11 protein-coding genes are annotated in these 11,791 nt (G+C 73.9%); 2 read left to right on the top strand and 9 right to left on the bottom strand.

Annotated elements, in window-relative coordinates:
* Positions 1-161 precede the first annotated feature (161 nt).
* Positions 162-884 (bottom strand): Ig-like domain-containing protein, encoded by a 723-nt coding sequence (locus tag ACFV8H_RS40315; protein ID WP_380409604.1) that lies wholly within the window; start codon positions 882-884, stop codon positions 162-164.
* Positions 885-1,151: 267 nt separating this feature from the next.
* On the opposite strand from ACFV8H_RS40315, the gene ACFV8H_RS40310 reads away from it, so the two are divergent.
* On the top strand, positions 1,152-2,876 hold the full coding sequence (locus ACFV8H_RS40310) for an Imm49 family immunity protein (RefSeq protein WP_380409602.1): 1,725 nt from the start codon (positions 1,152-1,154) through the stop codon (positions 2,874-2,876).
* Between the two features lie 415 nt (positions 2,877-3,291).
* On the opposite strand, the gene ACFV8H_RS40305 is transcribed toward ACFV8H_RS40310, so the two are convergent.
* The 8 genes from ACFV8H_RS40305 to ACFV8H_RS40270 all read right to left on the bottom strand — a co-directional run bounded on the left by ACFV8H_RS40305 (position 3,292) and on the right by ACFV8H_RS40270 (position 10,822).
* Entirely contained in the window at positions 3,292-4,428 is a 1,137-nt protein-coding gene (locus tag ACFV8H_RS40305; RefSeq protein WP_380409606.1) for an alpha/beta hydrolase family protein, read from the bottom strand.
* Positions 4,429-5,001: 573 nt separating this feature from the next.
* Positions 5,002-6,210 (bottom strand): MAB_1171c family putative transporter, encoded by a 1,209-nt coding sequence (locus ACFV8H_RS40300; protein ID WP_380409601.1) that lies wholly within the window; start codon positions 6,208-6,210, stop codon positions 5,002-5,004.
* Positions 6,195-6,716, bottom strand: a complete 522-nt coding sequence (locus ACFV8H_RS40295; RefSeq protein ID WP_380409599.1) for a hypothetical protein — start codon at positions 6,714-6,716, stop codon at positions 6,195-6,197. The genes ACFV8H_RS40300 and ACFV8H_RS40295 overlap by 16 nt, the downstream gene beginning before the upstream one ends.
* Before the next feature lie 73 nt (positions 6,717-6,789).
* Complete coding sequence (locus tag ACFV8H_RS40290) at positions 6,790-7,338, bottom strand: hypothetical protein (RefSeq protein WP_380409597.1); 549 nt, start codon at positions 7,336-7,338, stop codon at positions 6,790-6,792.
* 158 nt (positions 7,339-7,496) lie between these two features.
* The gene (locus ACFV8H_RS40285; protein WP_380409595.1) at positions 7,497-7,847 is read right to left on the bottom strand and encodes a 5-carboxymethyl-2-hydroxymuconate Delta-isomerase; all 351 of its coding nucleotides are present in this window, start codon (positions 7,845-7,847) and stop codon (positions 7,497-7,499) included.
* 179 nt (positions 7,848-8,026) lie between these two features.
* Positions 8,027-8,419: a ribonuclease domain-containing protein gene (locus tag ACFV8H_RS40280; RefSeq protein ID WP_380409593.1), complete on the bottom strand. Its 393-nt coding sequence runs from the start codon at positions 8,417-8,419 to the stop codon at positions 8,027-8,029.
* Positions 8,420-8,519: 100 nt separating this feature from the next.
* The gene (locus tag ACFV8H_RS40275; RefSeq protein WP_380409591.1) at positions 8,520-9,707 is read right to left on the bottom strand and encodes a DUF6183 family protein; all 1,188 of its coding nucleotides are present in this window, start codon (positions 9,705-9,707) and stop codon (positions 8,520-8,522) included.
* A 32-nt stretch (positions 9,708-9,739) separates the two neighbouring features.
* The gene (locus ACFV8H_RS40270; protein ID WP_380409589.1) at positions 9,740-10,822 is read right to left on the bottom strand and encodes a phosphatidylinositol-specific phospholipase C domain-containing protein; all 1,083 of its coding nucleotides are present in this window, start codon (positions 10,820-10,822) and stop codon (positions 9,740-9,742) included.
* Positions 10,823-11,099: 277 nt separating this feature from the next.
* Here ACFV8H_RS40270 and ACFV8H_RS40265 point away from each other — a divergent pair, with 277 nt between their 5' ends.
* The gene (locus ACFV8H_RS40265) at positions 11,100-11,753 is read left to right on the top strand and encodes a dihydrofolate reductase family protein (RefSeq protein ID WP_380409587.1); all 654 of its coding nucleotides are present in this window, start codon (positions 11,100-11,102) and stop codon (positions 11,751-11,753) included.
* The last annotated feature ends 38 nt before the right edge of the window (positions 11,754-11,791 follow it).

Here is an 11,791-nt window from a genome sequence, read left to right as displayed (position 1 = left end):
TGCCCCACTGACCGACCGGCCGACCGGCCCACCGGCCTACCGACCCACCGCCCCACCGCCACGCGGTGCCCGGGCGGCTGCGGCGAGGGGCCCCCGACGTGGGGGGCCCGGCAGGGGCGTGGGCGACGCCGCTGCCGGGCCCCTCGGGTCGAGCCGTCGGTTCAGAGGTTGGCGCACTGACCTGCGCGCGAGCCGCCGACGGTGTTCGGGTTGCCGCCGTTGGTCGGGGGCGGCGTGTTGCCGACGCAGAGGAGGGAGCCGCCGATGGTGTTGCCCTCGATCTCGGCCCGGTTGTCCTCGGGGAAGGGGCCGGTGCCGGTGGTGCCGTCGACCTCGACCGTGCCGCCGATCCGGTTGGCGATCAGTTCGGCGCCCGCGTGGTTGTCGCCGAGGTGGACGGAGCCGTTGACCCGGTTGCCGGCGCAGCCGTCGTCCGCGGGGTCGCCGACGACCACGAACCCGCTCGCGCCGTCCACCTCCAGCGTGCCGGTGACGGTGGTGCCGCACAGGCCGAAGAGCGTCCCGTTCGCCGAGTGCACACTGCCGAAGACCGTGGAGCCGCCGATGAACAGGGCCCCGTCGGCCGCGCCGTGGACCGTGCCGTGCACGGTGGCGCCGATGACGCAGGTGCTCGGCGCGGTCGCCTCCACGCCGCCGCGGACGTCACCGGTGACCACGTTGGCGCAGGTCACCGTCTCGGTGACGGTCTCCGGCCCGCCCGCCAGGAAGTTCCCGTCGCCGCCGTACTGCGCGGTGATCGTGTGGCTGCCGGGCAGCAGGTCGGCGAAGGCGACCCGGGCCTGGGCGCAGTGGGCGCCGCCGCCGGGGGCGAGGGTGCCGGTGCCCAGCAGGGTGCTGCCGTCCTCGCGGTCGCAGTGGTTCATGGGTGCTTCATGGGCGGTGCACGGCGGCGGCGGTGGACCCGGCTCGATCGGCGGGCCCGGTGCGACCGGCCGTCAACTCCCCTGTGGCAGGCGGATCCCGGGCCTCCGCCGACGACGCGATCCGCTGCCGCCGATCACGACACTAGCGCGCTCACGATCATTTTCAAACATCGTTTGAAACTGGGCGGCCGCCATCGACCCCGCACCGCGCACTGTCGGACCCCACGTCTAGGCTGACGGCCGAGCAAGGGATCAAGGAGCAGCACTGTGCGGATCGAACGTCACCAGGTGGACGGAGCGGCGGTCTCGGCGGCCCGCGAGGGATTCACCGACCGGATCGGACGGATGGTCCACTCGTACGCACGCGCCGATCTGATGACCGCCACCGAATGGCGGCTGATCGCCGACGAGTTCCTCGACCACCTCGGCGCGCTCTCCGCCGACTCCCCCGCCCTCGACACCCCGGAGGCCCGGGCCGTCCTCAAGGACGCCACCGAGGCCGCCGCCGGCGCCATCGCCTTCGCCGCGTACTACGCGTACGACGGCTTCCAGGTGTTCCTCGACTACCCGAACTTCGGGATGAGCTACGACCCCGAGGAGGCGGACGGGGGCGTACGGCGCAGCCTCGTCCTCCCCCGGCACTGGCTCGACGCGCTCTGCCTCGCGATCCTCTCCGACCGGTTCACCCGGCACGGCGAGGCCTTCGCCTTCACCTGGCAGGCCATGCCCGCCGGCGGCGGCTACTCCGCCGCCCAGCTCGTCAACGGCTTCATGGCCCACCTCCTGGGCCGCACCCGCAACGAGGAAGGGACTGACAGCACGTCGACCGAAGCCGCGACCTCCGAGCAGCGGCTCGCCGCCATCGACGCCGCACTGGCCCGGATCGAGGACCGGGACAGCGAGGCCACCCAGGCCCTCCACACCCTGCGCGCCCTCGCCGCGGAGGACCGCGCGGCCTTCGACTCCGGGCTGCTCGCCCTCCTCGACCGCGCCGACGGCACCAGCCCCCGCAGCCTCCTCCCGCTGCTCCCGCTCGCCCTCGCCGCGCTCGCCCACCGGGCCCACGGCTGGCTCCCCGCCGTCGACACCGACTACCTCCCGCACGCCCTGGTCACCGGCTTCGCCGGTCCCGGCCCCCGGGTCGCGGGTCTCGGCCGCGACCGGCGCCCCGACGCCGTCGCCCGGCTCGCCGCCGGCCCCGTCCGCATCGACCGGCCGAGCCCGGCCCTCCCCCTCCACCCCGACAGCGAGGCACTGTACGAGCAGCGCACCCGGGAGGCGATCAACCCCGGGCCCGAGGACCGCCACACCGTCGCCCTGCTCGCCCGCGCCCTGGGCAAGCAGGTGCTCCTCCTCCGGGCCCGCGCCTCGCAGTCCGCCGACGTCACCGACACCCAGCTCGCCGGTCTGCGCCTGGCCTCCCAACTGGGCGCCGCGCTGTTCCGCATCGCCCTCGCCGAGCCCGGCACCGAGGCCGAGGTGACCATCGACGGCCGCGCGGTCCGCTACCCGGCCACCCGGGACGAGGACACCGGCCCCGGCCACTGGCAGCTCGCCCTCGACCTCGCCCTGATCACGGGTGTCCGCGAGGACCTCGCCCCGGTCGTCCTCGCCGGCCCCACCCACTCCACCGCCGACCGCTCCGCGTACGCCTGCTACCGCGTCGCCCTGCACGACTACTTCCGGGGCGTCGACCCGCTCCCGGCCACCGAACGGGCCCTGCGCGAGGCCGAGCGGACGAAGGAGTGGGGCTTCCCCGGCCCGCCGGTGGTCCTCTTCTCCCAGCTCGTGGAGGGCGACGAGACCAGCTTCAACCTGGCGCTGATCGACGCCCTCGAAGCCCACCGCGACCACCACTCGGTCGCCGACCGCGCCACCGACTCCGAGGCCGCGATCAGCCTCGACGTCCTCGCCCTCGCCTGCCACGCCCGGCGCCGGGGCTGGGCCGTCCACGTCGAGTCCCCGTACCTCCCGGCCCGCCTGCTCGCCTGAGGTACGTCCCCTCGGCGCGGCCGCGGGCGGGAGGCGGGCGGGCGGGAGGCCGCGGGCGCTCAGTCCGTCCCGGGCTCCTGGAACGCCGTCACCGCCGCGCGAACCGGGCGACATCCGCCGCCGTCGCGCAGTACGACCGCCGATCCTTCCAGAGTCTGGCCCTGCTGCGGACGACAGGTCGCCGTCATCGACACCTTCTTCGATCTCGCCGACACCATCATCACCGTCCGTAGCCTGATGTGTCGGGCATGGACCACCCACCGCAGGGGGCCGACGCCCGAGCCGCCGCCCACGAGCACATGCTCGCCCGCGCGACCTCTGAACTGGCGGCCGGCAGTGTACTTGGAAGGTGCCTGCGGCTACCGGGGGCGGACTGCCTGCTCAGCGCCTGGACCGTTCCTGTCATCCGTGCCGGTCATGAACTGGTGAAGGTCACCTCGGGGAAGTCCCGGCTGGGACTGTTGAGCAACGGCCGGCAGGCCCCCTTGAGCTGGCGTTCGAAGAAGGCGCTGACATAACTGGTAGTGATCGCGATCGACCTGGGAGCGTTCGGGATGGACAGCACGCCACTCTCGTTGACCAGGTAGTCCAGGTCGGTGAAGGTGTAGTGGTCGGCGCCGGCGACGGTGAACCAACGCTTCCAACCGTTCAGATTCGGCCAACTGCTGGTCCAGGACGGCACGATGTCCGGGCTGCTCGGGTCAACGGCCGCGATCAGCAGGACCGGCCGACCGTCGATGCCGGTCGCGGGAACCGGTGGGGTGATGGAGCCGTCGAGGTCGGCGCCGGCCAGCACCCGTCGGTCCGCGAGCATGGTGGCCAGGGTCGCGTCGCCGCCGATGGAGTGGCCGGCCATGCCGATCCGCGCGGGGTTGATGAGGGGGGCGTACCGCCACACCGGGTGCGGACCGGTGAGTTCGGTGAGCAGGAAGGACACGTCCTGGGCACGCCCGGCGGCGATCTGCGCCTGGGTGATGGTGCCGGCGTCGTACGCGCCGCACGCCGTGCAGGCCAGGATGCCGCCGGGGAACCGGGTGGCCGCCGATTCGTGGGCGTGGTCCACGGTCGCCACCACAAATCCCCGACTGCTCAGTTCCTCGGCGAGAGCGGTGAGGGTGTAGCGGGGCACTGTGAAACCAGGGGACAGCACGACGAGCGGGTAACGGCCCCGGGCCGGTGCCGCGTTGGCCCGGCTCCAGGTGCGGGTGTCGGCGAGGGTGGTCGGAGCAAGGGCCCCGGACAGGCCGGCATAGTTGATCAGTGCCGTCGCTTCGGCGGTGCTCATGTACGGAGCGGGTGTGCCGCTGTCGGCGACGGCCGGGTAGTAGAGGTCCACCATCAACTGGCGTGGCCCTGACTGTGGTGCCCAGGGATCGGAACGCCGAGGGTCGGTGAGGTGCAGGGTGTCGCGACCGACCGCGTACGGTCCGGTCGGCCTCGGCAGCGACAGCCCATTCGCCCTCTGGGTTGTCGGTGCACTGGATGCCGTCGGCGGTGGCGCGGCGGGTGCCGCGACAGCCGGGGCCGACACGCTCAGGGGGATGATCAACATGCCGGTGGCGCAGCTCACCGCGTATCTGGTTGCTCGCCGGATTGCCTTCATGGCGCGATTCTTTCCACCGGCGCGGAGTGCGGCATCCGGGTGGACCCCCGACAAGTCCCTGGTTTCGGCGTTCAACTTCCCTACGGGCCGCGTGCGCTCAGTCCCGCGACGGCTCGGTGGCCGTACCCCCCGCTAGCGCCCCCCCCCGTGAGGGCGCCGCGGGCGGAACGGGCGGCCGTCCACCGGACGGACCAAGCCCACCCCCGTGGGACGGGAACGCTCCGTACGGCCACCCGGCCACCGGACGCCCGTAGGCCGGACAGAGCCGCCGTACCCCCCGCTAGCTCCAGCCCGTGTCACGGCTCCGGTGGAGTCCGACGCGGCTGTCGACCGTACTGAACATCCCCCGCCCCCTGTCGGTCCGGCGGGTCACCCCCGCTGCGGTGACGATCATAATCGCCGGAAGCCGAAAACCGCACCTCCCGTACGGCACCGACCGGCGAACAGAGTCGCCGACCGGCCCATCGGTACGTCAACTGGCCGGTCGGCCGGAGAGCTTGGGCGGCAGGGCGCCTTCGGCGGCTACGCCGGCCCGTCCGCGCCGAGCCGGCGGTAGGCGGCGGCCACGGCCAGCATCCAGGCGATCTCCTCGCGCGGGGTGCGGCCGCCGGTGGTCGCGGCGAGGGCCGCCGGCGGGGTGGGGGCGGGCAGCTCGCGGGCCCGGTGGCGGACGGCGGCGCGCAGCCAGCGGGCCTCGACCCGGGCGAGGTCCTCGCAGGCGGCGGGCGTCGGGACGCACTCGGCGGCCCGGGTGTCCCCGCAGGCCGGATCGCACCCGGAGCCCTGGGTGTCCTCGCGCAGCACCAGGGCGGCGTCCCGGATGGCGAAGGCCCGGTGGGCGAGTTCGACCGAGCGGTCCCGGACGGTCAGGACGTCCCGCAGCCGGCTGCTCGGGGTGCCCAGCACCACCTGGGGGACGGCGGCCACCACGTCCGCCCAGAGCGGGTGCAGCCGCCACAGCGCGTACTGGTCGCGCAGGTAGCCGACCACGGTCCGGGCGGGCGGGATGGTGACGCCGAGGACGAGCAGCACCAGCATCAGGGCGGGCAGCACCTCGCTGGCCGTGTCCTGGAGCGGGATCGGCTTCCCGGCGGCGTCGAAGCGGGTGGAGTCGCCCATGGCGAGGGTGAACCAGTACCGGTAGAGCGTGTACAGCAGGCCGGTCGCTCCGGCGGCGGCCAGGCAGGTGATCCCCACCCGCAGCGCCCCGCGCGGAACGGCCGCCCGGTTGGACCAGAACAGCACCATCGCCCGTGCGCTGGCCAGGGCGAAGGCGGTGTTGAAGACGCACAGGTAGGCCTTCACCCACGGGTCCCCGAAGTGGGCGTCGATGCCGAAGGCGCCGTCGGCGTCGTGCGGGAGGGCGAAGACGAACAGCAGGCTCAGCACGATGCTCGCGGCCAGCGCCGACAGCAGCCGGGCGCGGGCGGCCCGGGGCCGCTCCGGACGGTGGCGCACCTCCTGGACGTACTCCAGCAGGAAGTACACCGCGGCGATGCCGACCAGGTGCTTGAGCAGCTGGGTGACGTCCCGGATGCCGGTGAGCTCCCCCAGGGCCCGCTCGACGAAGGCCGGACGGCAGCTGAGCCCGAGGGCGATCGCCGTGAAGGCCGCCCACAGCGCCCGGTTCGCCCGGGTGGTGAAGGCCGTGGGGGCCCGCCAGAGCACGACGCCCCAGATCAGTGAGGGCATCAGCCAGGTGAACAGCGGGCGCATCAGGACTTCCTCCACCGGGGTTGGCGTATCGGGTGCAGCAGGCTCTCGGCCAGCCGGTCGGAGACCGGGCTCGGGTCGGTGGTGGAGCCGACCAGGTCGGCGAGCAGCAGGGCGATCATCTCCGCCTCCTGCTCCTCGGCCGTGTGGTAGCCGGTGCGGCCCGCGCCCATCAGTTGGGCGATGAGTTCGGGCGTCAGGTCCGGCAGCAGCGTGGTGAGCCGGGAGAGTTCGAGGGTGCCGGTGTGGCCGCACAGGACGTGGCCGAGCTCGTGCAGCTTGATCAGGTCCTGGTGGGCGGGGCTGGTGCGTTCCTCGTAGTAGACGACGTCGATGCTGGGCAGCGCGATCCACAGCCCGCAGGGCAGGTCGGGGCCGAGGGCGGGCAGCGGCTCCATGACGATGCGGCGTCCCCGCTCGCGCTCCAGGGCGGCGCGGAAGCCCTCGACGGTGAACGGGGCGGGCAGGCTCAGGCCGGAGAGCCGCTGCTCGCAGCGTCGGCGCAGGCCGCGGGGGAAGGCCAAGGCGGGGGTGTTCCTTCGGAGCGAGGGGCGGAAGCCGGTCGGGGGACGGTGGTGCGTGGTGCGGTGCTCCCGCTCATCCGGTGCCGGTCGGACCCGCCGCCTGGCCGCTCGCGTCCTGACTGCTCGCGTCCTGTTCGAGCTTGCGGAGGTTGTCGGCGAGCGAGAGCAGCACCCGCAGGCTGCCGTCGGACAGCGCGGAGGCCCGCTTGACCAGGTTGACCACCCCGTCGTTGCCCAGCGCCTGCCGCAACTCGGCGATCCGCTCCAGCTGGTCGAGCTGTTCGTCCACCACGGCGGCCTTGGCGTCGTCCAGGAAGTAGCTCGCGCCGGCGTCGATGCCGAAGCCCCGGCCCAGCCAGTCGAGCGTGTCCACGGTGGGGTTGCAGGCCTGGCCCTTCTGGTTCAGGCCGAGGTGGAGGTTGCGCACGGTGTCACGGGAGATGACGTCCCTCCCCGCCAGGCGGTTGATCCGGTCGGCGAGTTCGCGGTAGGCGGGGGGCCGGCCGCCCGATCTGGTCGCCTCCCGGGCCATCAGCCGGTCCAGCCGACGGGCGATGGCCGAGGCGCGCTCCCCCGGTTGCTCCGGCCCGCCCGTCCCGTCACCAGCTGCTGACTTCACCATGTGCGTCCCCCCTCCACGACCCTGTCACGATACCGTCGGTGTTCGACCGGTTGGTAGCGCAGACCGGCCCGGTGGGCTTGCGCGCGGGGGCTTGCGCGGGGACGGCGCTTCCGTGGTCGGTCCGGGTGCAGGAGGGCGGGCGCAGCTCCGACGGCCGCTCAGCGGCCCGGGTGGTGGACGAAACGGTAGGTGTCGCGGTCGAGTTCGGTGACCTGCACGCCGATCGCGGTCGGTACGGAGAGGTGGGAGCGCAGCACGTCGAGCACCCGGGTGGTCAGTTCGGCGCGCTGCGCGGTGGTCCGGCCGGCCAGGATCTTCACCTCCACCAGCACCACGGCCTCACCGCTCACGCCGTCACCGACGGTGTGGTGCGGGGCCGGGCGGAACACGGTCTTGCACTCCGCCACCGTGGTGTCGATCACCTCGGTGACCGTCTTGTGCAGTTCGGCGGCCAGGGCGTCCCGGTCGAGGGCGAGTTCGGCCGAGTGGTCGACCAGGAGCTGCGGCACGGGATCCTCCGGAGGGGGTGCGGGCGGGCAGCGCCGACCCTATCGTCCGGGCCCCGCACGGCGGTCGGCGGGAACGGCCGTGGGCGGGAACGGCACCAGGCAGCAACGGCAACGGCAACGGGCGGGAACGGCAGCGGGCCCCGGCGCGCGGCCGGGGCCCGGGGGGGCGACGGGTCGGGTCAGCAGCCGAAGTCGATCAGGCGGAAGGTCGCGTAGTGGTCGGCGGTGTAGTAGTCCTCGTGCGAGCGCTGGCCGGTGACGATCCGGCGGGTGCCGCGGGTCGGCGCGCCCGGGGTCACCACGGTGTACTCGTGGTAGTAGCCGGAGCGCTGGGAGGGCAGCACGCGCTCCTTGTTGGTGAACACCACGCCGTCCTGGGAGTACGGGAACGGCCCGCCCTTGGCGATCAGGTCGAGGGTGGTCCGGGCCTGGGACGGCAGGGCGGACACACACACCTTGCCGCTCACCGCGGCCTGCGCCTCGGTGGCGACGGCGACGGGCGCCAGGGTGGCCAGGGAGAGCACGGCGACGGCGGCGGCACGGGTCTTCCACGCGCGTAGAGTTCGGGTCATGTCACCCAGGATGGCGAACCCGGGAGCTCCCCGGAAGCCCCGTCCGGAGTCTTCATCTCCGGTCAACTCACCGTACCCGCCGATGACTTGAACCGGCTGGTCAGCCGCCCCGGTAGTCCGTGGCGGCGATCACCGCGAGCCGGCGGCGCCCGGCGTCCAGGACGGCGAAGCCGAGGTCCAGGTCGTCGCAGATGAACCAGTCCCCGCACATGGTGAAGGCGTACCAGGCGCACTCCCCCGCCCGGCGCGCCACCTCGGCCACCCGCTCCTCCGGGCCCGCGCCCACCAGCGCCGCGAGGGAGCGCCAGGCCTCCAGCCGGCCGTAGCCGCCGTACGACCACACGCGTTCGTCCCCGGCACCGCTGGAGGCGGCGACGAAGAGCTGGCGCCAGACCGCGGCGGCCGTGGTCGGCACGACCGCCAGGTGCGCGGCGTGCGCGCCGCCGTGGGCCTCGTCCACACCCTCCACGCCGCCCAGCGGGCCGCGGCAGCCCTCCCCGGACATGCAGTCCAGCGGGAGCCCGGCCAGCGTCCCCGGGAGCTCCTCGGGCGCGACCGGCCGTTCGGCCTCGAACACCGCCGCCTCCAGCTGTCCGTTGAACTGCCGGGCCCAGCGCCGCAGGGCCACGGTCAGCCCGGGCTCGTCCGCCCCGATCTCCACCGCCACCCGGCCGGCCGCCGCGATCCGCTCGCCCTCCGGCAGTCCGTACGGAATGCCGAACGCCACCGCACCGCGGGAGTAGTGCGCCATGACGGGCTCGCCCTCGATCGGGTCGAGGGTCCAGGGCAGCCGGGCCAGCGGGTGCGCGGCCCAGTACGGCGAGGCCGCCGCCCAGGCCCGGGCCGCGGGCAGCTCCGCGACCGGGGCGCCGCGCAGCACCAACTCCTGCACCAGGCAGGCCCGCAGCTCCTCCGGCACCCGGGGATGGCCGGCCGGGGCCTCGAACACCCAGGCCAGCGCCTCCAGCGGCTGGTACTCGGCCAGTACGGCGGCGGTCCGGTGGAGCGGCCGACCGGGGCGCAGACTGACGGCGGGCTTGAGCGCGAACGCGTGCTCCACGTGCACGCGCCCGGGCGTGCTGATCACGTCCCAGAGGACGTGGTCGTAGAGGGAGGCGTGCTCGGCACCCGCCCAGCCCGAGCCGTAACGGCGGTGCAGCGCGGCGCCGACCTCCACGTGGAAGGCCGTGTCGCCGCGCTCCAGGTGCGCTTCGAGCAGCAGGCACACCTCGCTGACCTCGTACGTCCCGGCCAGCCCGGCCACCAGTTGTTCGATCGTCTTCGCCACGAGGGCGAAGCCTACGACCGCTCGGTCACCGGTCAGCCCCGGGCCAGCACCAGGGACTGCACCGCCGGGAGCCTGCGCCAGTCGCTGGACACGATGCTCGCGTGCGCCCGGGCCAGCTGCTCGGTGCGGGCGCGGGCCTGGTCGACGGTCGGGTCGGTGGCGCTGATCTTCGGCGCCACGTTCTGGGCGTCGGTCATCACCAGCAGGTAGTGCGAGCGGTCGTACCAGGCGGTGTCGATGCCGTTCAGGTAGCCGGCGGCGTCGCCGTCGAAGACCACGAACCAGGGGCGGATCCCGGCGTCGGCACCGGTGTACTTGGCGCGCGGGTCGCCGCCCGCCGCGCCGTGCACGGCCGGGAACAGCTGGGCCCGGCCGATCCGGCCGGAGGCGGCCAGGTCGCGCAGGTGCCGCCCGTACTCGACGTCGGTGTGCAGGGTGTCGAAGGGGTTGTGCTCCTCGACCGTCCCCGGGATCGCGTAGAGCAGCACCCGCCCGGCGAGGGCCGAGCGGCTCGGCCAGTTGCCCGCCCGGACGGCCTCGTCGACGGTGGCGTAGGAGCCGCCGCCGGGCTTGGCCAGCACGTCGGCCGGGCGCAGCACCGCGTCGCCGAGGTGGGCGGCGATCAGCGTGTCCAGCTGGTCGGGGCCCATGCCGAGGTTGGCCGCGAAGCCGCCCTTCACCTCCAGCTTGATCACCAGCGGGCCGGCGCCCGGGTGGGCGCCGAGCCAGACCCGGACGTCGTCGAGGCAGTGCTCCAGGTTCTTGTTGGTGCCGCCGCCGTAGAGCTGGGCCGGGGTGTCGGCGGCGGTGCAGTTGTTGGAGTTGCCGAGCGGGTTGGAGTGGCTGACCTTCCACTCGTGGGTGACGGTGTCGGTCCACAGGTCGAGTTCGATCATGCCGGTGCCGGTGTCCAGGCTCTGGGCGAGGTACGGGTAGGCGGCCGGTTCGTAGGTGTTGTGCAGGCCGACGGTGGTGGCGGAGCCGAACGGCAGGGCCCCGGTGCCGTCGTCGGTGTCGGTGTCGGCGGCGCCGAGTGCCGCGGTGGGCACCAGGGCCGCGGCGGTGGCGAGCAGGCCGGCGGCCAGCAGGCCCGCCAGGGTACGGCGTACGGTCATCGGAATCGTCCCCCCGGGAAGGTCACGACGGCCGCGGGTGCGCGCCGCCGGAGGCAGCATCGCCGGACCGGGCGTGCACCTCGTGAAGAAGGCACGACAATATCGTGACGGCTTCGCCATCTCCGCCCCGGGTTCCGACCGCCGCGGCCGCCGCCCGCGGCACGCCGCGCCCCTTCCGTGACGGTTCGTCAGATCCGTCGTACCCGGGCGCTAGCGTGGCCCGCGAGCGGGCGGCCGTGAGCGGGCGCCCGAGAGCCACGAGCAGCGGAGGCGCACGATGTCCCTGGTCCGGGTCCACAACTTCTCGATCTCCCTCGACGGGTACGGCACCGGCGAGGGCCAGAACCTGGAGCAGCCCTTCGGGCACGCCGCCCACCGGCTGCACCAGTGGTTCTTCGGCACCCGCACCTTTCGGCGGATGACCGGCCAGGAGGGCGGCGGCACCGGACTGGACGACGCGATGGCCCGCACCTGGGCCGAGGGCATCGGCGCCGAGATCATGGGCCGCAACAAGTTCGGCCCGCAGCGCGGCCCCTGGGAGGACGAGGACTGGCAGGGCTGGTGGGGCCCCAACCCGCCGTTCCACACCCCGGTCTTCGTGCTCACCCACCACCCGCGCCCGACCGTGGAGATGGAGGGCGGGACGGTCTTCCACTTCCTCGACGCCTCGCCCGAGGAAGCGCTGCGGCAGGCCCGGGAGGCGGCCGGCGGCCTGGACGTCCGGATCGGCGGCGGGCCGCGCACCGTCCGGGCCTTCCTGGAGGCCGACCTCGTCGACCACCTGCACGTGGTGGTGGTGCCGATCCTGCTGGGCCGGGGCGAGTCGCTCTGGGCCGGGCTGGAGGGGCTGGAGGAGCGCTTCGACACCGAGGCGGTGAGCAGCCCGAGCGGGGTGACCCACCTCACCTTCACCCGCCGCGCCCGCGCCTGAGGGGCGCTGGCCCTCGGCCGACGGGCGGCCGCGATCAG

The organism is Kitasatospora sp. NPDC059827, from assembly GCF_042731675.1.
In the GTDB taxonomy this organism is placed as follows: domain Bacteria; phylum Actinomycetota; class Actinomycetes; order Streptomycetales; family Streptomycetaceae; genus Kitasatospora.
The sequence above is the reverse complement of the archived record's forward strand: the minus strand, read 5'-3'. Positions and strand labels throughout refer to the sequence as shown.

Bases quoted from the DNA above. Each gene is read 5' to 3' on its own strand.
- ACFV8H_RS40265 (WP_380409587.1), top strand. From the start codon at position 11,100: ATGTCCCTGGTCCGGGTCCACAACTTCTCGATCTCCCTCGACGGGTAC.
- ACFV8H_RS40280 (WP_380409593.1), bottom strand. From the start codon at position 8,419: ATGACCCGAACTCTACGCGCGTGGAAGACCCGTGCCGCCGCCGTCGCC.
- ACFV8H_RS40315 (WP_380409604.1), bottom strand. From the start codon at position 884: ATGAACCACTGCGACCGCGAGGACGGCAGCACCCTGCTGGGCACCGGC.
- ACFV8H_RS40270 (WP_380409589.1), bottom strand. From the start codon at position 10,822: ATGACCGTACGCCGTACCCTGGCGGGCCTGCTGGCCGCCGGCCTGCTC.
- ACFV8H_RS40290 (WP_380409597.1), bottom strand. From the start codon at position 7,338: ATGGTGAAGTCAGCAGCTGGTGACGGGACGGGCGGGCCGGAGCAACCG.
- ACFV8H_RS40305 (WP_380409606.1), bottom strand. From the start codon at position 4,428: ATGTTGATCATCCCCCTGAGCGTGTCGGCCCCGGCTGTCGCGGCACCC.